Origin of the sequence: Micromonospora sp. NPDC023966 (assembly GCF_040639095.1) — a bacterium.
Taxonomy (GTDB): Bacteria; Actinomycetota; Actinomycetes; order Mycobacteriales; family Micromonosporaceae; genus Micromonospora.
In genome coordinates, this window is sequence record NZ_JBEZZJ010000016.1 from 55,010 (window position 1) to 76,906 (window position 21,897).

21 protein-coding genes are annotated in these 21,897 nt (G+C 70.5%); 12 read left to right on the plus strand and 9 right to left on the minus strand.

Going from position 1 to position 21,897, the window contains the following annotated elements:
- The 5 genes from AB0F68_RS21010 (at position 1) to AB0F68_RS21030 (ending at position 6,321) form a co-directional block, all read left to right on the plus strand.
- Positions 1 to 1,539, plus strand: coding sequence for a sugar ABC transporter ATP-binding protein (locus tag AB0F68_RS21010; protein WP_357340847.1), 1,539 nt, complete (start codon positions 1 to 3; stop codon positions 1,537 to 1,539).
- Positions 1,536 to 2,600 (plus strand): ABC transporter permease, encoded by a 1,065-nt coding sequence (locus AB0F68_RS21015; RefSeq protein ID WP_357340850.1) that lies wholly within the window; start codon positions 1,536 to 1,538, stop codon positions 2,598 to 2,600. Before AB0F68_RS21010 ends, AB0F68_RS21015 begins: the two co-directional genes overlap by 4 nt.
- A 23-nt stretch (positions 2,601 to 2,623) precedes the next feature.
- The gene (locus AB0F68_RS21020; RefSeq protein WP_357340852.1) at positions 2,624 to 3,625 is read left to right on the plus strand and encodes a substrate-binding domain-containing protein; all 1,002 of its coding nucleotides are present in this window, start codon (positions 2,624 to 2,626) and stop codon (positions 3,623 to 3,625) included.
- A 99-nt stretch (positions 3,626 to 3,724) separates the two neighbouring features.
- Positions 3,725 to 5,416 (plus strand): family 43 glycosylhydrolase, encoded by a 1,692-nt coding sequence (locus tag AB0F68_RS21025; RefSeq protein WP_357340854.1) that lies wholly within the window; start codon positions 3,725 to 3,727, stop codon positions 5,414 to 5,416.
- 131 nt (positions 5,417 to 5,547) lie between these two features.
- Entirely contained in the window at positions 5,548 to 6,321 is a 774-nt protein-coding gene (locus tag AB0F68_RS21030) for a hypothetical protein (RefSeq protein ID WP_357340869.1), read from the plus strand.
- 78 nt (positions 6,322 to 6,399) lie between these two features.
- Here AB0F68_RS21030 and AB0F68_RS21035 read toward each other — a convergent pair whose 3' ends face one another.
- From AB0F68_RS21035 to AB0F68_RS21075, 9 genes are read right to left on the minus strand one after another with little or no spacing between them, the layout of a single operon-like run.
- Positions 6,400 to 7,824 carry an FAD-dependent oxidoreductase gene (locus AB0F68_RS21035; protein WP_357340871.1) on the minus strand — a complete coding sequence of 475 codons (1,425 nt, stop codon included), beginning with the start codon at positions 7,822 to 7,824 and terminating at the stop codon, positions 6,400 to 6,402.
- A complete protein-coding gene (locus AB0F68_RS21040) occupies positions 7,808 to 8,083 on the minus strand; it encodes a (2Fe-2S)-binding protein (RefSeq protein ID WP_357340873.1) in 276 nt (91 codons plus the stop codon). The genes AB0F68_RS21035 and AB0F68_RS21040 overlap by 17 nt, the downstream gene beginning before the upstream one ends.
- Positions 8,080 to 9,231, minus strand: a complete 1,152-nt coding sequence (locus AB0F68_RS21045; protein WP_357340875.1) for an FAD-dependent oxidoreductase — start codon at positions 9,229 to 9,231, stop codon at positions 8,080 to 8,082. The genes AB0F68_RS21040 and AB0F68_RS21045 overlap by 4 nt, the downstream gene beginning before the upstream one ends.
- Positions 9,224 to 10,159 carry an ornithine cyclodeaminase family protein gene (locus tag AB0F68_RS21050; protein WP_357340877.1) on the minus strand — a complete coding sequence of 312 codons (936 nt, stop codon included), beginning with the start codon at positions 10,157 to 10,159 and terminating at the stop codon, positions 9,224 to 9,226. Before AB0F68_RS21050 ends, AB0F68_RS21045 begins: the two co-directional genes overlap by 8 nt.
- Entirely contained in the window at positions 10,156 to 10,608 is a 453-nt protein-coding gene (locus AB0F68_RS21055) for a DUF126 domain-containing protein (protein WP_357340894.1), read from the minus strand. Before AB0F68_RS21055 ends, AB0F68_RS21050 begins: the two co-directional genes overlap by 4 nt.
- A complete protein-coding gene (locus tag AB0F68_RS21060; protein ID WP_357340897.1) occupies positions 10,589 to 11,875 on the minus strand; it encodes an aconitase X catalytic domain-containing protein in 1,287 nt (428 codons plus the stop codon). The genes AB0F68_RS21055 and AB0F68_RS21060 overlap by 20 nt, the downstream gene beginning before the upstream one ends.
- Entirely contained in the window at positions 11,875 to 13,248 is a 1,374-nt protein-coding gene (locus AB0F68_RS21065; protein ID WP_357340899.1) for an aldehyde dehydrogenase family protein, read from the minus strand. Before AB0F68_RS21065 ends, AB0F68_RS21060 begins: the two co-directional genes overlap by 1 nt.
- A gap of 49 nt (positions 13,249 to 13,297) precedes the next feature.
- Positions 13,298 to 14,302: a proline racemase family protein gene (locus tag AB0F68_RS21070; RefSeq protein WP_357340901.1), complete on the minus strand. Its 1,005-nt coding sequence runs from the start codon at positions 14,300 to 14,302 to the stop codon at positions 13,298 to 13,300.
- 3 nt (positions 14,303 to 14,305) lie between these two features.
- Positions 14,306 to 15,172 carry a dihydrodipicolinate synthase family protein gene (locus tag AB0F68_RS21075; protein WP_357340903.1) on the minus strand — a complete coding sequence of 289 codons (867 nt, stop codon included), beginning with the start codon at positions 15,170 to 15,172 and terminating at the stop codon, positions 14,306 to 14,308.
- 245 nt (positions 15,173 to 15,417) lie between these two features.
- Between AB0F68_RS21075 and AB0F68_RS21080 the strand changes: the two genes are divergently transcribed.
- The 7 genes from AB0F68_RS21080 (at position 15,418) to AB0F68_RS21110 (ending at position 21,852) form a co-directional block, all read left to right on the plus strand.
- Positions 15,418 to 16,590 (plus strand): branched-chain amino acid ABC transporter substrate-binding protein, encoded by a 1,173-nt coding sequence (locus AB0F68_RS21080; protein ID WP_357340905.1) that lies wholly within the window; start codon positions 15,418 to 15,420, stop codon positions 16,588 to 16,590.
- A 64-nt stretch (positions 16,591 to 16,654) separates the two neighbouring features.
- The gene (locus tag AB0F68_RS21085; RefSeq protein WP_357340907.1) at positions 16,655 to 17,548 is read left to right on the plus strand and encodes a branched-chain amino acid ABC transporter permease; all 894 of its coding nucleotides are present in this window, start codon (positions 16,655 to 16,657) and stop codon (positions 17,546 to 17,548) included.
- Positions 17,548 to 18,585, plus strand: coding sequence for a branched-chain amino acid ABC transporter permease (locus tag AB0F68_RS21090; protein ID WP_357340910.1), 1,038 nt, complete (start codon positions 17,548 to 17,550; stop codon positions 18,583 to 18,585). Before AB0F68_RS21085 ends, AB0F68_RS21090 begins: the two co-directional genes overlap by 1 nt.
- On the plus strand, positions 18,582 to 19,400 hold the full coding sequence (locus AB0F68_RS21095; protein WP_357340912.1) for an ABC transporter ATP-binding protein: 819 nt from the start codon (positions 18,582 to 18,584) through the stop codon (positions 19,398 to 19,400). The genes AB0F68_RS21090 and AB0F68_RS21095 overlap by 4 nt, the downstream gene beginning before the upstream one ends.
- Entirely contained in the window at positions 19,393 to 20,121 is a 729-nt protein-coding gene (locus AB0F68_RS21100; RefSeq protein WP_357340915.1) for an ABC transporter ATP-binding protein, read from the plus strand. The genes AB0F68_RS21095 and AB0F68_RS21100 overlap by 8 nt, the downstream gene beginning before the upstream one ends.
- Before the next feature lie 4 nt (positions 20,122 to 20,125).
- Entirely contained in the window at positions 20,126 to 21,136 is a 1,011-nt protein-coding gene (locus AB0F68_RS21105) for a proline racemase family protein (RefSeq protein ID WP_357340918.1), read from the plus strand.
- Positions 21,133 to 21,852: a GntR family transcriptional regulator gene (locus AB0F68_RS21110; protein ID WP_357340920.1), complete on the plus strand. Its 720-nt coding sequence runs from the start codon at positions 21,133 to 21,135 to the stop codon at positions 21,850 to 21,852. The genes AB0F68_RS21105 and AB0F68_RS21110 overlap by 4 nt, the downstream gene beginning before the upstream one ends.
- Positions 21,853 to 21,897: the final 45 nt, after the last annotated feature.

A 21,897-nucleotide genomic window follows, 5' to 3' on the forward strand; every position in this document is an offset into this window, starting at 1 on the left:
ATGACAGAAAGCCCGCTGGTCCGGATGACCGGCATCGGCAAGCGGTTCGGCGGTGTGCACGCCTGCCGCGACATCGACCTCACCGTCCGCGCGGGTGAGGTGCACGCGCTGCTCGGCGAGAACGGCGCCGGCAAGTCGACACTGATCAACATCCTCTCCGGCGTGATCACCGAGTACGACGGCACCATCGAGGTCGAGGGGCAGCCGGTGAGCTTCGGCGGCCCGGCCGGCGCCCAACGCGCCGGCATCGCCACGATCCACCAAGAGCTCGACCTGGTGGCCGGGCTCTCCATCGCGGAGAACATGTTCCTCGGGCGCGAGCCGCGCACCCGGGTGGGCACCGTCGACCTCCGGCGGATGCGCCGGCAGGCCACGGACCACCTGCGTACGCTCGGCGCCGACCTCGACCCGCGGCGGCTCGTCGGGTCGTTGCGCGTCGGCGAGCAGCAACTGGTCGAGATCGGCCGGGCGCTGTCGCTGGACGCGCGGGTGCTGATCATGGACGAGCCGACCGCCGCGCTGGCGGACGCCGAGGTCGAACGCCTCTTCGCGACGATCGCGGAGCTGCGCCGGGCCGGCGTCGGCATCGTCTACATCTCGCACCGGATGGCGGAGATTGAGGTCGTCGCGGACCGGGTCACCGTGCTGCGCAACGGCAGCGTCGCGGGCAGCGTCGACCCGAAGACCGCCTCCCGCGACGACATCATCCAGCTGATGGTCGGCCGGTCGGTCGACGCGCTTTACGGAGAGGGGCGCAACGAACCCGGGGACGTGCTGCTCGACGTACGCGGACTCGCCGTGACGCCACGCCGGCCGACACCCGGGCGGACCGAGCCGGCCGGGGTGGACCTCACGGTGCGCTCCGGCGAGATCGTCGGACTCGCCGGTCTGATGGGCGCCGGCCGTACCGAACTGCTCGAGACGCTCTTCGGTGCCGGGGCCTCCGGCCCCCGGGACGGCCAGGTGACGATCGACGGCCGCCGGTACCGCCCGCACGGCCCACGGTCGGCCCTGGCGCGCGGGGTGGCGTTCGTCCCCGAGGACCGGCGTGGCGCCGGACTGATGCTGGAGCACTCGGTGACCGACAACGTCGTGCTCTCCGCGCTGTCGTCGCTGACGACGCTCGGCCTCGTACGCCGGCAAGCGGTGAAGCAGACGGTGGCCGGGCAGCTCAGGGCCCTGGCGGTGAAGGCGGCCTCGCCCGCGGTCGCCGCCGCCACGCTCTCCGGCGGCAACCAGCAGAAGGTCGTGTTCGCCAAGCAACTGCTGACGCGACCGCGGCTGCTGCTGCTCGACGAGCCGACCAGAGGCGTCGACATCGGGGCCAAGGCCGAGATCTACCGGTTGCTGCACCAACTCGCCGACACCGGCATGGCGATCCTGCTCGCCTCCTCCGAACTGCCGGAGTTGCTCAGCCTCTGTGACCGGGTGGTCGTCCTGCACCGCGGTCGCACCGTGGCCGCGCTGCCCCGCGCGTCCGCCACACAACAAGCGATCCTCGCCGCGGCCAACGGGGACGATGCCAAGGAGGCCCGATGAACCCGCCCAGCCCCACCGCCGTCGCCGAAGCGCCGCCCGAGACACCGCCCCGCCGCCGGCCGATCCGGCTGCCGCGGGACCGGCACGCGATCGTCGACAGCTTCTTCCGGTTCCAGAGCCTGTTCGGCCTGGTCGCCGTCTTCGTCATCGCGATCGCCGTGTCGCCCGTCCGCAACGGCGAGAACGTCTTCCTCAGTTCCGGGAACCTGGCCAACATCGTCCGGGCGGTCTCGGAGATCGGCATCATCGCGGTCGGGATGACGTTCGTGATCCTGATCGGCGGGATCGACCTCTCCGTCGGGGCGGTGCTCGGGCTCGCCGCGGTCGGGTCGGCCACCCTGATGGTCGACAGCGGCATGGGCATCCTGCCGACGGTCCTGATCGTGCTGTTCATCGGCGCCGCGTTCGGCGCGACCCAGGGCGCGATCGTCGCCCGGCTCGGCATCCAGTCGTTCATCGTCACCCTCGCCGGCCTGCAGGCGGCCCGGGGTATCGCCCGGATGTGGTCCGGCGGGCTGGGCATCCCCATCGCCTACGGCGACGGGCCGCAGGAGGCCCCGGAGGCGTTCTCGATGCTGAGCGGGTCGATCAACGGAATCCTCCCGGTGCCGGCGCTGCTGTTCCTCGCCATCGGCGTCGGCGCGCTGCTGGTGCTGCGCAGCACGGCCTTCGCCCGGCACGTGTACGCCATCGGCGGCAACGAGAAGGCCGCCCGGCTCTCCGGCGTGCCGGTGCGCCGCATCCGCATAACCGTCTTCGCGATCTCCGGCCTGCTCGCCGCGCTGGCCGGGATCATCCACGCCGGGCAGCTCAACCAGGGCAGCCCGAACGACGGCGCCGGCTACGAGTTGGACGCGATCGCGGCCGTGGTCATCGGCGGGACGAGCCTCGCCGGTGGCAGTGGATCGATGGGCGGCACCATCGCCGGCGCGCTGCTGCTCGGGATCCTCAACAACATCCTCGCCCTCAACAACATCGACGCGAACGTGCAGCTGGTCGTCAAGGGCCTGGTCATCGTGGCTGCCGCCGCGCTGCAGAAGCTACGTCCCCGCATCGCCTGACCCACCACCCAACGGAGGAAACCATGCGTTACACCCGAAGAGCCGCCACGGTCCTGGCACTGGCCGCGCTCGTCGCCACCTCGGCGTGCAGCGTCGAGGACGACCCCGGCAAGAGCTCCGACGCCTCGGCGAAGTGCGGCAGCGGCAAGGAATTTCTGATCGGCATGTCCCAGGCCAACAACGCCGAGCCGTACCGGCAGGTCATGAACGACGACGTGAGCAACGCCGCGAAGTCCGTGCCCGGTTTCAGGGTGGTCGTCTCGGACGCGGCTCAGGACAACAGCAAGCAGGTGGCCGACGTGGAGAACTTCCTCTCCCAGGGCATCAACCTGCTGATCATCTCGCCGAACGAGGCGAAGCCGCTGACCGCGGTGGTCAAGAAGGCGTACGACCAGGGCATCCCGGTCATCGTGCTGGACCGCAAGGTCGAGGGTGACGCGTACACGGCCTTCATCGGTGGCGACAACGTCGCGATCGGCCGGGCGGCGGGGGAGTACTACGCGAAGACGCTGCTGCCGCAGGGCGGCAAGGTCGTGGAGATCTCCGGCCTGCCGGGCTCCACCCCGGCCGCCGAGCGCGCCCAGGGCTTCCGGGAGGGCATCGCGAGCAACCCGAAGATCGAGATCGTGGCGAGCCAGACCGCCGAGTGGTTGCGGGAGAAGGGCCAGAGCGTCATGGACGCGATGCTGAAGGCGAATCCCCAGATCGACGCGGTGTACGCGCACAACGACCCGATGGCCGAGGGTGCCTACCTGGCGGCGAAGGCGGCCGGCAAGGAGACCGCCATCAAGTTCACCGGGATCGACGCCCTGCCCGTCCCCTCGGGCGGGATCAAGGCCGTCGAGCAGGGCCGCCTCCAGGCGACGTTCCAGTATCCGACCGGCGGCCGTGAGGCGATCGACATGGCCAAGAAGATCCTCGTCGACTGCGCGAAGGACGTCCCGAAGACGACCACGCTCGGCACCATGCAGATCACCAAGGACAACGCCGCGCAGACCTACACCACGCTCGGCGGCAAGCAGTAGAGCTTCGGCCCGGGCCCGCCGCCGAGGCAGGCGGCGGACCCGCGGCCGCGCACACGTCCGGGTCACCAGCACGCCACCCGTCGAGCTCTGGAGGAACGCATGCCCCGCCCACCGTCCCACGTCGGTCGGCTGTCCGCGCTGCTCGCCCTCGCCCTGGGACTGATCGTGGCCCCGGCGCCGGCCCGGGCCGCCGATCCCGCCGAGCCGAGCAACCAGCCGTACGAGAACCGGTCCGTCCAGGTCACCGCCGGCGAGTTCGTCAACGTGCACGACCCCAGCGTCGGCGAGAACGAGCGCTGGTACTACAACGACCACACCATGGTGCGTGACCGCGCGACCGGCCTGTGGCACGTCTTCGCCATCACCCACGCCGAGCCGGCCAACCCGTTGGACGAGAAGTTCTTCGGCCATGCCACGGCGCCGTCGCCCCGTGGCCCCTGGACGAAGCAGCAGTTCGCCCTGGAGGCCGACCCGAGCGCGGGGGAGACGCACATCTGGGCGCCGTACGTGCTGTTCAACGGCGGCACCTACTACATGTTCTACGCGGGCGGCACCGCCGACCACGAGGCGTACCGGATGCACCTCGCCACGTCGAAGGACCTGACGACCTGGACGCGGCACCCGGGCAACCCGCTCTTCACCGACGGCTTCGACGGTCGGGACCCGATGGTGACCCGGGTCGGCAACCAGTGGGTCATGTACTACACCGCCAACAGCACCCCGGCCGGTGGCCACCACATCGTCGCCTACCGCACGAGCGATGACCTCGTGCACTGGAGCGGCCGGCGGACGGCCTTCGAACACCCGGCCACCGGCACCTTCGGCGGGCCGACCGAATCGCCGTTCGTGGTGCACCACAACGGCTCGTGGTATCTCTTTGTCTGCTGCGAGAGCGGCTACCAGGACACCCGCGTGTACCGCAGCGAAGACCCGTTCCACTTCACCATCGACCAGCTCGCCGGCCGGATCGAGGCGCACGCCGCCGAGGTGGTCAAGGACGACTCCGGCACCGGCCAGTGGTACGTCACGGGCGCCGGCTGGGGTCAGGGCGGGCTCTGGCTGGCGCCGCTGAACTGGCGTACGCCGGTGGTGACGAAGGGGCGGCTCGTCAGCACGCCCTACTACCGGGCCGTCGTGCAGACCGCCCCCGAGTCCCGGCTGGTCTCCTACGAGGCCGACCCGACCGGCCGAGGCGCGTACCGGCCCATGACGGACTCGTCGTTCCGTTCCACGGCGCCCTACCTGGCCGTCGGGACCTTCGGGCCCACCGACACGGCGGGCGCCGCCCGGACCGTGACCGTCTCGGCCGACGGCACGGACACGCTCCTGGCCGGCATTCCGCTCGGCGACGAGCCGGTGACCGTCGACTGGCGCTTCCGGTTCGCAGCGACCACGGTGGACGTCGACCTCGTCTGGCACGTGACCGGCCCGACCAGCGCGCCGGTCTGGGAGGCCGCCTGGAACATCGACTCGGCCCTGCCCCGGCTCGCGGACCCCGCCGGCGCCGATCGCGACGGGGACGCGGCGGGCTTCACGCCGTGGACGCTCGCCACGGACGACACGACCACACTGGCGGTCGCGTACCGGGACGGGTCGGCCTGGAGCGAGGACAACCGGTGGTTCAACCGTCCGAGCGGCTCGATCGCCTGGCAGCCGCTGTGGCAGCCGGGCGGGCGGCCGCTGCCGGTCGGCGACCTCGCGGGCGGAACCTGGCGCATCGGCGTGAGCGGCACGCCCGCCGACACCGGGCTCGCGGAGGCGCTGGCCGCCTCACTGAACGGCGCGGCATAACCTCCGGCCCCGGGGCCGTCGGGCCCCGGGGCCGTCGGCGCATGAGGGGCCGTGAAGGGCGCGTGGGGCGAGCTGACCGGTTCGCCTCCCCTAGGGTCGGGTCGTCGAGGTTTCCGTGCGGGGAAGCGGGAGTGCTGTCCGTGATCGATGATCGGTGTCATGTGGGGCAGGCGGCGGCGGTCGTGCACGTTGCCGGACGGCAGGCGGGGCTGGACTACTACCTGCTTCTCGCCCGGACCGACGGCGCAAACCCAGGTGCCGAGGTGGAAGGCGTCCTGGCCGAGGAGTTCGTCCGGGACCACGATCACTCGACGGTGGGTCTGTACGGCACAGTCTGGACGCGTACGGAGTCTCGTTGGTTGAGTGCCGCGTCGTTCAGTCGTGCCCTGCGCACGGACCCGGATCTGCTCGCGCGCGTGGTGCCGACCGACCGGAGCGGCGCCGAGGCTGCATACCAGCGGCTCGGCGGTGGACCGATGCCGACCGAGGCGGCGCTGCGGGCCGGTTTCCTCGACTACGAACCGTTTGCGACTGCAGCCCCGTTGCGGCTGGGGCCGACGCACCCGCCGGACGGGTTCTGTGAGAAGCGGGTCTACCGGGTCCTGTTCGCCAAGGACCTTCGCGCCGATCAGCTGGCGGCCCTGAGGGCATCCTGGCAGACGACGCCCGACAGGGAGGATGCCGATCAGATGGTGTCAGGGATGCCCGCCGGCCGCCGGAAGGCAGGGGACGATCTCTTCACGTGGAATCTTCGACGGGTCGGCCGGGGCATCGCCTGGGCGCTCGATGTGACCGTGCTGCTGGCGACCAGAGCCGACGACGAGGTAGGGCCGATGCTGCAGAACCTGACCGTCGTCATGCGGCGGCAAGGGCTGGTACCCATGACCACCGAACGGTTCGCCTGATCATCGTGAACAGGCCCTGCGGCCACCCCTGCCGTCTTCACTTTCCGCAGGTCATCGGTATGGGGCCTCCCATCCTCCTCACTCAGCTGGCGGTGGATCGTTCTCCGTCGGGGAGGACGTTGCCAACGCGCCGAGGGTGAGGGGAGACGAGACGGGGCGTTCGGCGAAGCCGGAGGTGCGGGAGGCCTCTTGACCGAGGATGCAGCCGACGGCGTAGCCGCAGGTGCGTGCCTGGCAGTAACCCATGCCGGCCCGGGTGAGCATCTTCGCCGACCGGCCGTCGTGCCCGACGAGGTCCTGCCGCACGGACCGCAGTGCCCCGAAGGGAACCTCCTCGCAGCGGCAGACGGTCGTGTCGTCGGACAACCGGTCCACCCATCCAGGGGGCACCGGGTGGGACCGGTGCATCGCCTGCGCGAAGCGGCGGAGCGCCGCCCGCGAGCGGCGTAGCCGAGGTGCGATCGACGAGGCGCCCGCCGCGACGGTACCGGCGATCTCGCCTTCCACCGTCGCAAGCGCGGCGCCGCCCACGCCGCAGGCTTCGCCGGCGACGAAGACGCCCTCGACCGATGAGCGCTGCTCGTCGTCGACCTCGCAGACCAGCGACCCGTCGACATCCACGCGCGTCGCGCAGCCGAGCGCCAGCGGCAGCTCCAGTTGCGGGGTGAAGCCCCATCCCACGGCCAGCACGTCCACTGCGATCGTGCGCTCACTTCCGGGTAGCAACCGGCCCCGGCGGTCCGATCGCATGGTGGTGACCCGTTCCACGGCGTCCGTGCCGTGGGCGGAGACCACGACGGACCGGGTGAGGACCGGAATGCGGTGCCGCGCCAGCACCCGGGCGTAGCCGGCGCCCTCACCGAGCTTGCTGACGTTACGGATCACGGCGCCGAACTCACCCAGCCACGCCAACGGGGAGGCGGCCTCGTGAACGCCCACAACGCTCGCTCCCGACTCGGCCAGACCGGCCGCGACCGGAAGCAGGAAGGGGCCGGTTCCGGCCACCAGCACCCGCTGTCCGGCAACGACGCCGTGCCCCTTGAGCAGAGCCTGCACACCCCCCGCCGTCATCACGCCCGGAAGATCCCATCCGGGGAACGGGATCTGACGGTCGTACGCCCCCGGGGCCAGGATGAGCCGACGGCTGCGGAGCTCGGCGGCTTGTTCGCCTCCACCGGTCCGGTCGACCACGTGCACGACGAATTCGCGCCGGTCCCGGGTGACGGTCCACACGTGGTGCTGGAAGAACTGGGCAACGGCCGGGAGTCCGGCCACGAGACGATGATATGTCGCCAGGTCGTGATGAAGGTGGGCCACCTCGGCGGCGGACACGCCGTGCTCGCCGGGTGCCGGGTGGCGCCAGTACTGGCCACCGGGCGCCACGCCGGCGTCCACGATGGCCGTGCGCGCGCCGGCGCGGGTGGCGCTGGTCGCGGCGGCCAGCCCGGCCGGCCCGGCGCCGACCACGAGCACGTCGAACCTCCGCTCAGACTTCGAGGTCACCGTGACCGGTTCCTTCCTGCGTACTGACCTCCATGCCCGGCTCGGCGAGCCGGAGGCAGCCGCGCTCGTTCGGGCGCCCGTCGACGACGAGGAGACAGTCGAAGCACACGCCGATACCGCAGAACAGGCCTCGCGGCCGGCCGGCGCGTCGGGTGCTGCGCCACGACCGCACCCCGGCCGCGGTCAGCGCGGCGCCCACGCTCTGCCCGGGGCGGAAGGGGATCTGGCTGCCGTCGAAGGAGAAGTGTGGCTGGCTCATCCTGCGGTCACCTGCGCGAACCTCGATGGCGTGAACGCCGAGGGGTCGATGTCCGGCTGACCGTTGGTCAGCATCTGGCTGATCAGCCTGCCGGTCGCCGGGGCGAGACCGATGCCGGCGCCCTCGTGCCCGCAGGCGTGGAACACCCCGGGAACCCGGGGGTCCGGACCGATGACCGGCAGGTGGTCCGGGCAGTACGGGCGAAACCCGTGATAGGTGCGCATCAGCCTGACGTCGGCGAGGAAGGGGAAGATGCGTACCGCCAGCGCGGCCAGCCGCCGCAGCGCCTCCACGGACATGGTGTCGTCGAACCCCACCCGCTCCCGGCTCGCGCCGATGAGGACCGTTCCGCCCCGGGTACCTTCGACGACCGTGGACGTCTCCAGCCCGGCGACGTCGGACGCGACGTTCTCGACGTAGTCGGCGGAGTAGACCTTGTGCCGGACCACCCGGGGCAGCGGCTCGGTCACCAGGATGAACCCGCGGCGGGGGAGGATCGGGACCGGCGCGCCGAGCCGCTCGCCGACCTGACCACCCCAGGTTCCGGCGGCGTTGACGACCGCGTCGGTGGGATAGCGGCCGGTGCGCGTCCGGACCGCCGTGACGCGCCCGTCCGGACCCCGTTCGACCGACACGACCTCCTCGCCGCAGGCGACCGTGGCGCCGAGGGCCCGGGCCGCCGCGAGGAGTGACACCGCCGCGAGCACCGGCTGTACCTGCATGTCCTGGGGGTAGAGGACTCCGGCGGGCAGATCCGGGGCGAGGTTCGGCTCGTGGTCGTGGAGCTGGTCCGCGCTCACCGCGACCGTCTCCACTCCGGTGGCCCGTTGCCCCTCGGCGAACCGGGTCAGTGCTGCGGCACCCGGATCCGAGGTGGCCACGACCAGGCCACCCTTCTCGTCGAGTTCGAACGAGTCGGGGCCGAACTCGGCGGCCAGTTCCAGCCAGCGCGTACGGGATGCCAGAGCCAGGTTCAGTTCGGGGCCGGGTTCCTTGTCCGAGACGAGGATGTTGCCCTCACCGCGGCTGGTGGTGCCGCCGGCCAGCTTTCCCCGTTCGAGGACGGTCACCGACAGCCCCTCGCGCGCGGCATAGTAGGCGCAGGCGGCCCCCACGATGCCCGCGCCGACGATGACCACGTCAGGCATGCCCGTTCTCCGTCCAGCGCTGGTGGGCCAGATCGGCCACCACGAGGTCCTGCCAGCCCATGCCGACGCTCTTGAAAACTGATGAACCGGTGGTGGGTGTCAGGTGTACCGCATCGCGAAGCTCGATGAGGCTGTCCTCGCGGACGACGCCGGCGCGTACGGCCTGGATGATGTCGCCGGCTTCGCGCAGGGCGACGCCGTGGGACTCGACCACCACCCGTTCGGCAGAGCCGATCGTCGCGTCGTCGAGTTCACGGGCGTCCGGCTCGTGGGAGCCCACCGCGACGACACAGGTACCCGGGCGCAACCGGCGGCCGTCGAAGAGCGGCTGGCGGGCTGTGGTGGCGCACACCACCACGTCCGCATCCGCGACGTCGTCGTGGCTGCCCACGCGCGCGTCCAGACCGCTGTCCCGGACCCTGGCCACCAGGGCCGCCGCGCGGTCGGGGTCCCGGCCGGCCACCGTGACGCTGTCGAGGGGGCGAACGGCTCGCAGCGCCTCCACATGCCCCCACGCCTGTGGGCCGGAGCCGAGCACGACCAGGTGTCGCGCCTCGGGCGCGGCGAGGTGGTCCACCGCGACCGCGGAGACGGCAGGGGTTCGCAACGTCGTCAGGGCCGTGCCGTCCAGCAGCGCCACCGGCGTCAGCGTGGCCCGGTCGTAGAGCACGTACAGCGCCTGGACGCGTGGGATCCCACGGTCGGCGTTGCCCGGAGCCACCGTGCTCAGCTTCACTCCCACGCCGGCCGCGGTCTCGGCGGGCATCAGCAGCAGTTGTCCGTGCTCCACGTCGTGGATGGAGCGCTGCAGGGACGCCTGCGGATCGAGCCCGTCGGACAGGGCCTTCGCCAGTGCGGTGACGGCGTCGGCGAACGGCACCAGGCCGAAGATGTCAGCCTCGTCGAGGTACGGCAGTGCCGCGGTCATCGGCTTGTCGCAGTCACGGTTGCCGCGAGGGGCGCGGTGTGGGCGAGGACGGCGGCTCGGGTGCCGGTGTGCAGTCGTGCCAGATCGCCGGGGGCGAGCTGCACGATGGGCAGCGTGGTGCCGTAGATCTCGGCGGCGACAAGGGCCCCGATCACCAGGATCGCGTCGCACTCGGCCAGGAGAAGGGCCGCCGGCGCGTGCCCCGACCGGATCAGCTCCGCGAGCACGGCCGTCGAGGAGCTGGAGCCGCGCCCGACCTGCATCGCGAGGACCTGCCCGGCGACCGTGGAGCCGCGTTGCGGATGGTGAGCGTCGACGATCACTCCGCAGGGGTCGACCCCGCCCCAGAACGAGAGCGGTTCGTCGAGCGCGAGTACGACGCCGTTCGCCTGTCCCGGATGAAGGGAGCGGCCTGACAGCGTCACCGGGTCATCCCCACAGCCGCTCATCGCGCACCACCCTCCCGGCTCTCGCCGAGGCGACACACTCGGCCAGGCTTCCCAATACGGTGTCGATCCCGAGGTTGGCCGGCGCGTACCAGGCCCACTTGCCCGAGTTCGTCATCACGGTGCGGATCCCGTCGCGCAGCACCTGCGTCACGTACGTGCAGGTGTCGGTGAGGATGCGGCCCCCCGCGTCGCGCACGGTGTCGGCGTACCCGCGTGCCTCCGCCTCGGCCAGCACGGCCCGGCTGGTCGACACGAACACGTCAATCGACGAGCTGAACGACGGCCCGTCCCGCAACTCGCGCGCCAGCGCCGCGAACTCGGACAGCGAGAAGTGCGGGGTGCCGAGGCTGACGGCGTCGAGTGACTTCGTAGCGGCGGTGCTCAGCCGCTCGCGCGCCCGCCTGAGGTCGTGTGCCGTCACCGGCACGGTGGTGGCCGCAGGCCCGAGCACCGCGGCCAGCGTCGGCGCCTCCGGGGTCATTCCCACGATGTGGAACAGCGCGACGCCGCCGGCGGACGCGGCGGTCGCGCCGAGCGCCTTGACCCGGTCCTCGGTGACCCCGCCGTCGTTCAGGTCGCCCGGCAGGCCGGTGAGCGCCGCGACCCGGGTTCCGGCGAGTTCGCCGAGCAGCGCCCCGATTGCGGGCCAGGCGACGTCGTCGTCGAGCAGCGCAGCGGGGACCGCTGAGAAGTCGAGCACCAGCGCGGCGGCGCGGTTTCGCGTCAGGTGCAGGCCCGAGTAGGGGACCCGCCCGGCAACGCCGGCGGCGATGTCGATGAAGTCGCCGTACCGGTCCGTGCGCGCCCCGAGTACCGAGTTGACGAAGGCGATGGCGTTCGACTCCGCCCACGCCACGTGGCTGCCCTCTGCCGGGCGGTGGCCGGACTGGTACGGCGCGCACGACCAGATCGGCTCGCAGCCGAGGGCCACGTGCGCGTCCATGAGGCGGCGGCCGTTCTCGGCCACCTCGGGGTCGGCGCGTACCAGTCCGGGATGCAGCAGATCGAGAGAGCCGACGTTGAGCGTCGTGCGCACCCGCACCCGGGCGCCGAGGGAGACCAGCCGCTCGGTGAACTCCAGTCCCGCCACGCCGTGGTAGAGGCAGCCATCGGCGTGCGCTGACTCGATCGGCACCAGTCGTTCGGCCCCGTTCGCGCGCGCGACCCCGACGATCAGACGCATGCACATCGCGGTGGCCGGGCCCTGCTCTCCGGCCAGCATCGACTGTTCCTCGGCCGTGAGGACCAGGGCGTCGTCGCCGGGCATCAGGCTCCTTCGGCGGGGGCCAGCGTCACGGTGTGCAGCGAGGTGAAGAAGTCCTGCGCGGCCTTGCCCTGCTCGCGGCCGCCCACGCTGGATGCCTTCTCGCCGCCGAACGGCAGGTAGAAGTCGACCCCGGTGGTCGGTGCGTTGACCTTCACGAGGCCGGCTGCCAACGCGTCCGCCGTCGCGAGCGCGGCGGTGAGATCGCGCGTGTAGACGCCGGCGGCCAGTCCCTGTGGAACATTGTTGGCCACCGCCACCGCTTCCTGGAGCGTGGGCACCGCGTGCAGCGTGGCGATCGGCCCGAACACCTCGTCGCACGAGAGCGGGTGGTCGGCGGGGACGTCCTCGAGCAGGGTCGGACGGACGAACCAACCGGGGTCGTCGGTCGCCACGCCGCCGGTCAGGAGACGGGCCCCGGCCGCGGTCGCGCTGCCGGCGGCGGCCAGCACCCGGTCCCGGGCGGCTTCGTTGATGACCGGTCCCACCGCGGTCGTCGCCTGCGCCGGGTCGCCGAACCCGAGCGCCTCGATGGCCGCGACGAGGGCGTCCCGCATCGGCGCGGCGTCCCCAACGACGATCACCCGCTTGGTCGCTGTGCACTTCTGGCCCGCGAACCCCATCGCGGCCGCGGCGATCTGCCTGGCGGTGGACTCCACGTCGGCGTCGGGCAGGACGATCGCCGAATTCTGGCCGCCCATTTCCGCCTGTACCCGCACCCCGCGGGCCGCGGCCGAGCGCACCACGTCGCCACCGACCGCCGTGGATCCGGTGAACGACACCACGTCGGCCTCGGCCACGATCGCCCGGCCGGTGTCGCCGTCACCGGGAAGGACCGTGAACAGTCCCTCGGGCAGCACCTCGTCGAGCAGGGCGGCCAGCCGCAGCGCTGTCGCCGTGGCGTCCGGCGACGGCTTGAGCACCACGGCGTTGCCGAACGCCAATGCCGGTGCGGCCTTCCACAGCGGGATGGCGATGGGGAAGTTCCACGGGGTGACGAGCCCGGCGACGCCGAGCGGCCGGCGCCGGGTGAAGAGCAGACCGAGGGCCGACGGCTCGTGCATCGCGCCCACCGGGTCGTACACCTGCTGGGCGTAGTAGCGAAGGATGGCCACCGCCCGAGCCACCTCACCGCGCGCTTCGCCGAGGGGTTTGCCGACCTCGCGAACCACCAGTTGGGTCAGTTCCTCGGATGCTGCCGCCACCGCGTCGGCAGCGTCGGACAGTGCCTGCGCCCGGGCGGCCGCGGGGCCGCGCCCCCACTGGGCCTGGGCCGCGCGAGCGCGGTCGAACGCCTTCGCCACGTCGTCGGCGCCGGTCACGGGCGCCTCGGCGACGAGGTCTTCGGGTGCGTGCGGTGAGTAGCTCTTGATCACGAAGGCTCCCTCAGCGTCGGTACGTGGGCCGGGTGGGGATGAGGTCACGTCAAAGCAGGAAACCCGCTGAAAACGGGTCGTCCGGATCGAGGAAGTACTGTGCCGTGCCGGTCAGCCAGGCACGCCCGGTGATGGTCGGCACCACCGCGGTGACGTCGCCGGTGAGCCGGGTCTCCTCGACGATCCGGCCGATGAAGCGCGTGCCGATGAAGGACTCGTTGACGAAGTCGACGTCCAACGGCAGTTCGCCACGCGCGTGCAGCTGCGCCATGCGGGCGCTCGTGCCCGTACCGCACGGGCTCCGGTCGAACCAACCCGGGTGGATGGCCATCGCGTGGCGCGAGTGCCGGGCGTCCGAGCCGGGAGCGATGAGCTGTACGTGGTGACATCCGCTGATGTCGGGGTCGTCGACGTGGACGGGGCGGTCCTGTTCGTTGATCGCTTCCATGATCGCCAGCCCGGCGTCCAGCAGTGCCTGCTTGTGTCCCCGGTCGAACGGCAGGCCGAGGTCGTCGAGGTGGACCATCGCGTAGAAATTGCCGCCGTACGCGAGGTCGTAGCGGACCGTCCCGAAACCGGGCACCTCGACCGTCGCGTCCAACTGCTGCGAGTAGGACGGCACGTTGCGAATCGTGACCGCCTTGGCCGCGCCGTCGGAGACGGCGACCTCCGCGACCACGAGGCCGGCGGGCGTGTCCAGGCGGATTGTCGTGACCGGCTCGGTCACCTCCACCATGCCGGTCTCCACCAGCACGGTGGCGACCCCGATGGTGCCGTGTCCGCACATCGGCAGGCAGCCGGACACCTCGATGTAGAGCACGCCCCAGTCTGCGTCGGGCCGCGTCGGCGGCTGCAGGATCGCTCCGGACATGGCGGAATGCCCGCGTGGCTCGTACATCAGCATGGTGCGCAGGTCATCGCTGTTGTCGAGGAACCAGCGGCGGCGCTCCATCATGGTGGCGCCGGGCAGTGGTGCCACGCCGCCCGTGATGACCCTGGTCGGCATGCCCTCGGTGTGCGAGTCGACGGCGTGCAGTAGTCGGCGGCCGCGCATGTCTCAGGCCAGTCCGGCTTCGAGGGCCGCCTCGGTCGCGGCGCGGACCGACTGCTCCTGCTCGGCGGTCAGCGGCTGCCGCGGCGGCCGGCAGACGCCGCCCTTACGGCCGACGATGTCCATGGAGAGCTTGATCGCCTGTACGAACTCGGTCTTCGAGTCCCAGCGCAGCAGGGGGTGCAGCAGCCGGTACAGCGGCAGCGCGGTCTCCAGGTCCCCTGCCGTGGAGGCCTCGTACAGCGCCACGGTCGAGCGGGGAAAGGCGTTCGTGTATCCGGCGACCCACCCCTTGGCGCCTGCGATGCCGACCTCGAGCACGACGTCGTCGGTGCCGATCATCAGGTCCAGTCCGGGCGCGAGCTCCGAGATCTCGTAGGCCCGGCGCACGTCCCCGCTGAACTCCTTGACGCCCACGATGAGGCCCTCGTTGTGCAGCGTGGCGAGGATCCGCGGCGTCAGGTCGGTCTTGGTGTCGATCGGGTTGTTGTACGCCGTCACCGGCAGGCCGGCCTTGGCGATCTCGCGGTAGTGCTCCAGGACGGCCCGCTCGTCCGTGCGGTACGCGTTCGGGGGGAGCGCCATGACGGCCTGCGCACCGGCCTCGGCCGCCTGCTCGGCCCAGCGCCGCGACTCGAGGGCGCCGTAGGCGCCGACGCCCGGCATGACGACGAAGCCCTCGGGTGCGGCCTGGACCGCCACCTCGACGACCTTCGCACGCTCCTCATTGGTCAGCACCTGGTACTCGCCCAGGGACCCGTTCGGGGTCACACCGTGGGCGCCGTTGTCGGCCAGCCACCGCACGTGGTCGGCGTAGGCGTCGAAGTCCACGGACAGGTCGTCGCGGTAGGGAAGGGCGGTCGCGACGAGCACACCTTGCCAAGGACGGGTACGGGCAGCGGGGGAAGCAGTCATGTCGGAAGCCCTTTCGTGACGGTCAGTAAAATATCACACAGCAGTCCGATGGGCTCAAGTCACGCGTCGGTAACACCCTGACAAGCGCCTCTAGAGCGACGATGTGTCCTGTGCCATAGTTCAGTGCTACGTCACACAGCAGTGCTACCTGTCGCTACTTGGGCCGTCCACGTGATCGGTCCTTGAGGGAAGTGGGTTTGGACATGACGGCACACCTGACCCGCCGGCTGTCGCGAGTCGCCCTCGTGGGCGGCGCGGCGGTGGCGGCCATGATGCTCTCCGCCTGCGGCAACGGGCTCGCCTCCGGAGGGGGCGAAAAGTCGGACAACGGGCCGATCGTCCTCGGCATGCTGACGCCGCTGTCCGGCAGCAGCTCGGCCATCGGCCCCTACATGAAGAACGGGGCGCAACTCGCCGTCGACGAGATCAACGGCAAGGGCGGCGTCAACGGGCGCAAGCTCGAGCTCAAGGTCGAGGACGAGGCCTGCGACGCCAAGAGCGCCACGGCGGGCGCCAACAAGCTGGTCACCGCGGGGGTGAAGATCTCGGTCGGCGGCTACTGCTCGGGTGCGACGCTCCCGACGTTGCCGATCTTCGAGAAGGCCGACGTGCCCATGCTCATTCCGGCCGCCAACTCCAACGAACTGGTCAAGCAGAACAAGAAGAACGTCTTCCTGATCAACGGCACCGGCGCGCAGCAGTCCGATGCGGCGCTCAAGTTCATGAAGAAGGTGGGTGCCACCAAGGTCGCCCTCATGGACGACAACACCAGCTACTCCAAGGACATCGCCGACACCACCGCCAAGCTGCTGACCGGCTCGCCGGCGCTCGCCGGACGCGAGTCGGTCACCGCGGGTGAGAGCGACTACAGCGCCAACGTCAACGCCATCCTGAAGGGCCGGCCGGACTTCATCTACTGGACCGGCTACTACCAGGAGGGTGGCCTCATCATCCGTCAGCTGCGGCAGGCCGGCTACACCGGCAAGGTCATGGTGGCCGACGGGTCGGTCGACCAGAAGCTGGTGGACATCGCCGGCTCCGAGGCCGCCGAAGGCGTCTTCGCCACCATGACGCAGACCCCGGAGACGATCCAGGGCGCCGACAAGTGGATCGCGGACTACAAGAGCAAGTTCGGCGCCGCCCCCGGTCCGTACTCCACCCAGGCCTACGACGCCGTCCGGGTGGCCGCCGAGGCGGTCAAGCAGGCCGGCTCGACCGACGGCAGCGCCGTCATCAAGGCACTCGAGGGGATCGACGGTTTCCAGCTGTTCTCCGGGCCGCTGAAGTTCACGCCCGACCACACGCTCTCCAGCGGTGGCTTCCAGATCCTCATGGTGGAGAAGGGCAAGATCGTCCTCAAGGACACCCTGCAGTAGATGGCCTGCTCCTGGCGGCGCCCTCCCAGGAGCGCGCCGCCGGGGCGTTCCCCGGAGGGCTCCCATGACCCAACTCCTCTGGAACGGTCTCTTCGTCGGATCGTTCTACGCCCTGGTCGCCCTGGGCTACACCATGGTGTACGGCATCATCAGGCTCCTCAACTTCGCCCACGGCGACCTGTACATGCTCGGTGCGTTCGTCGGTTTCGGCGTCTTGAGCGTCGCCGGCGGGCTGGTGACCGGCCTCGGCTTCGTAGCGCTGCTCATCGTCCTGATCATCGCGATGCTGGTGACCGGAACGGCCGGCCTGCTGCTCGAGCGGATCGCCTACCGTCCCCTGCGCAGCGCGCCCCGGCTCTCCGTACTGATCACCGCGGTGGGCGCCTCATTCGCGATCGAGTACGGGATGCGCCTGGTGGCCGGGCCCAACCCGGAGGTCTACCCGGTCCGGCTGGCGGGCGACTCGATCAATCTGCTCGGCGCCCGCATCACCATCCAGCAGGCCAGTCTCATCCTGATCGCGGTCCTGCTGATGGCCGGCCTGCAATGGCTCGTCATGGGGACCGGGACCGGACGGGCCATGCGCGCCATCGCCCAGGACCCGACGGCAGCCCTGTACATGGGCATCAACGTCGACGCCGTCATCGCGCGCACCTTCTTCATCGGTTCCGCCCTCGCCGGCGCCGCCGGCGTGATGGCCGGCGGTTACTACGGGAAGATCGACTTCCTGATGGGGTTCATCATCGGCCTCAAGGCGTTCACCGCGGCCGTCATCGGCGGCATCGGCAACATCAAGGGAGCGATGCTCGGCGGCCTGGCGCTCGGCCTGCTCGAGTCGATCGGCACCGCCTGGATCGGCGGGCAGTGGCGCGATGTCTTCGCCTTCAGCTTCCTCATCATCTTCCTCACGCTCCGCCCGACCGGCATCCTCGGCGAGCGCGTTACGGAGCGTGTCTGATGACCACCAACCTCGCCACGTCACCCACCCGCGCCAGTGCGCTCTTCGACCGAATTCAGCAGAACCGCTACCTCGGCCTGATCGGACTGGCCGTCGCGGTGTTGGCGCCGTTCATCACCGCGACCAACTACGCCCTGTCGGTCATGACCTCCGCGCTGCTCTTCGTGATGCTCGCGGTCGGCCTCAACATCGTCGTCGGCTACTGCGGCCTGCTCGACCTCGGTTACGCCGCGTTCTTCGCCATCGGCGCCTACGTCAGCGGAGTCCTCGCCACCCGCTACGGCTGGCCGCTGCTGGCCACGGTGCCCGTCGTCATCGTCGCGGCGGTGGTCGCGGGCATCGTGATCGGTGGGCCCACCCTGCGGCTTCGCAGCGACTACCTGGCGATCGTGACGCTCGGCTTCGGGGAGATCATCCGGATCACGGCCAACAACCTCACCATCACCGGTGGGCCGTCGGGCATCTACGGGATCCCCGGCATCATGCTGCTCGGGATCGACCTGAGCGGCCCGGTCGGCCTCTACTACACCTGTGTGGTCGTCGTCGCCCTGGCCGTCCTCGGCGCGGCGCGGCTCGGACGCAGCCGGCTCGGACGCGCCTGGCGGTTCATCCGCGAGGACGAGGACGCCGCCGAGGCGATGGGCATCAACACGTACCGGGTGAAGCTGGCCGCCTACGTCGGCGGCGCCATCTGGGGTGGCCTCGCCGGCATCCTCTTCGGCGCCCAACTGTCCGCCATCTCCCCACCGAGCTTCACCTTCCTGTGGTCGGCCCTCATCCTGATGGCCGTCGTGCTCGGTGGCATGGGCTCGACGCCCGGGGTCGTGCTCGGCGCCATCTTCATCAGCGTGCTGCCCGAGCTTCTCCGGGAGGCCGCGGACTACCGGTACTTCGTATTCGGGATCCTGCTCATCGTAGTGATGATCTTCCGTCGGCAGGGACTGTGGCCGGCGCGGGCCGTGGAACGGCAGTCCCGGCGTGACCTGCGCAAGGCCGAGAAGCATGACGTGCGCAAGGCCGAGGAGGTAGTGCCGTGAGCACCCGAGGACCCGTACCGCTCCTGCGGGTGCAGGATCTGCACCTGGACTTCGGCGGCGTGAAGGCCGTCGACGGGCTGACCTTCCAGGTCAACGAAGGCGACCTCCTCTCACTCGTCGGACCCAACGGCGCGGGCAAGACCAGCGCGTTCAACTGCGTCACGGGCTTCTACAAGCCCACCGGCGGCTCGATCATGCTGCACGGCGCGGACATCACCGGCCTGCGGCCGTCCGCGATCGCGGCCCGGGGCATGTCGCGCACCTTCCAGAACCTGCGCCTGTTCGGTGAGCTGACGGTGCTCGACAACGTCCGCGCCGGGATGCACCTCCGGCTGCGGCAGAACGCCCTCGACGCGCTCCTGCACACGCCGCGGTTCCGGCGCTCGGAACAGGAGGCGACCGACGAGGCGAACCGTTGGCTCGACTTCGTGGGCCTGCGCGGTGACCGTGGTGGCCTGGCGCGGAACCTCCCGTACGGTGAGCAGCGGCGCGTCGAGATCGCCCGCGCCCTCGCCCGCGAGCCCAAGGTGCTCCTGCTGGACGAGCCCGCCGCGGGCCTCAACTACGGAGAGAAGAGCGAGCTGCTCGATCTGCTGCACCGCATCAGTGGGCTGGGCACCGCCATCGTGCTCATCGAGCACGACATGGATCTCGTCATGCAGGTGTCGCGCCGAATCGTCGTGCTGAACTTCGGCCGGGAGATCGCCGACGGCACGCCCGAGGAGGTACGCCGCGACCCGGCCGTGATCGAGGCGTACCTCGGCAAGGACGACGAGGAGGAAGCCACGAGCGAGGAGATGATGAGCCGTGAGTGACGCCGCCGGCCGCTGTGCACTCGAAATCGACGCCCTCGACGTCCACTATGGCCGCGTCCACGCCCTCCGGGGCCTGACCCTGACCGTCGGCGAGGGCGAGATCATCACTCTGCTCGGCAACAACGGCGCGGGTAAGACCAGTACCCTCGCCACCGTTTCCGGGGTGGTGCGGTCCACCGGCGGCACCGTGCGTGCGTTCGGCACGGACATCACCAGGGCCAAGCCCTGGGAGATCGTCGGCGCCGGGGTGGTGCACGTGCCGGAGGGGCGCCGCATCTTCTCCCGTCTGACCGTTCACGAGAACCTCCAACTCGGCGGCTACCTGGTGAACGACAAGGCCGCGGTCAGCCGCCGGATCGACGAGGTCTACTCTCTGCTGCCCCGGCTCGCCGAGCGGCGCAGCCAGCAGGGCGGGAACCTGTCCGGCGGCGAGCAGCAGATGCTCGCCGTCGGTCGCGCGCTGGTCGCCGGGCCCAAACTGCTGATGCTGGACGAGCCCTCGATGGGGCTCGCACCACTCGTGGTGGCCCAGATCATGGATCTGATCCGCCGCATCAACGCCGACGGCACCTCGGTGTTGCTCGTCGAGCAGAACGCCCGTGCCGCGCTCAAGATCGCCCACCGCGCGTACGTGGTGGAGAACGGTGTGATCACCCTGCAGGGAGCGGCCCGCGAGCTCGCGCGCGACTCCCGCGTGGTCGAGGCGTACCTGGGGGCCTGAGGCGATGCAGGACATTCGTGCCACCGACTACCACACGGCGGGAGAGCCGTTCCGCATCGTCACCGAAGGCGTCCCGGAGATTCCCGGCGCCACCGTGCTGGAACGGCGCGAACACGCCCAGCGCGATGAACAGGTCGACGCGGTGCGCCGGCTCCTGGTCAACGAACCTCGTGGCCACGCCGACATGTACGGCTGCTTCGTCGTGCCACCCGACGACGAGGGAGCACACTTCGGGGTGCTGTTCTGGCACAAGGACGGCTACTCGACGGCGTGCGGACACGGCACCATCGCGCTGGGTACGTGGGCCGTCCGGAGCGGGCTCGTGGACGCCGCCCCGGACGGGGAGACCGACGTCGTGATCGACGTACCGTCAGGCCGCGTCACGGCCACGGTCTCCTGCGTGGCCGGCGAGGTCCACGAGGTCAGCTTCCGCAACGTGCCCGCGTACGTTCTCGGTCAGGGCATCGCCGTGAACACCAGCCGAGGCCCGGTACGCGCGGACATCAGCTACGGGGGAGCGATCTACGCCTCCGTCGACGCCTCGGTCCTCGGGCTGTCGGTCAACCCCGAGCATTACGGTGATCTGCTGGCGCTCGGCCGCGAAATCAAATGGAAACTCAACGGCACCGAATGGGCGCGGCATCCGAGCGAACCGCGGCTCGACGGTATCTACGGCACCATTCTGTTCGAGGATCTCGGCCGACGGTCCGACGGCCCACACCAGCGCAACATCACCGTCTTCGCCGACGGTGAAGTGGACCGGTCGCCGTGTGGGTCCGGCACCTCGGCGCGGGTCGCGCTGCTAGCATCATCGGGGCAACTCGCCCCTGACCAGGTGCTAACACACGACTCGGTGGTCGGAACACGGTTCCTGGGCCGCGTCGTGCAGGAGTTGGAAGCAGAAGGCCGCCCGGCCTACGTTTCGGAGGTGCGGGGGATGGCCTACCGAACTGGTGAACATCATTTCGTTCTTGAGGCCAATGACCCCGTCGGACTGGGATTTGCGCTGCGATGAAGGAGACAAGGGGTGACACCGCGACCGGGCGCCTGGCCCCGGACGCCCTCTCTCTGCCTCAGTTCGGCGGCCGGCCCAACCTTCGGCAGGAGATCGCCCACATCCTGCGGGGCGCGGTTATCACGGGACAGATGCGGCCCGGCGTGCTCTACTCCGCGCCGACCCTCGCCGAGCAGTTCGGTGTCTCCGCCACGCCCGTGCGCGAAGCGATGCTCGACCTCGCCAACGAGGAACTGGTCACGATCGTTCGAAACAAGGGCTTCCGGATCAAGGAGCTCAGTGACCGCGACCTGGACGAGATCACGTCGCTGCGCGCACTGATCGAGGTGCCCACCGTGGCCGAGATCGCCCGGGCCATCAACGAGCCCACCAGGGCGGCGGTCGAGGAGCTGCGTCCGCTGGCGAAGGAGGTGGAGCGGCTCGCCGAAACCGGCGACCTCATCGGCTATGTCGAGGTCGACCGGCGTTTCCATCTCTCGTTGCTCGCCCTCGCCGGCAACCGCCATCTCATCGACGTGGTGGGGAACCTCCGGGCCCGCAGCCGCCTGTACGGCCTGCAGGGGCTCGCCGAGCGCGGCGAGCTGGGGCGTTCGGCCGCCGAGCACGAGCAGATCGTCGATCTGGTGGTGGCCGGGGACGCGCAGGGGGTGGCGGAGCTGATGCGACGCCACATCGGCCACGTTCGCGGCTCCTGGGCCGGCTACCACGAGCCCTGACCGGCAGCACCACGCGAAGCCCTGTCCACCGGGCGAACGGCGGGA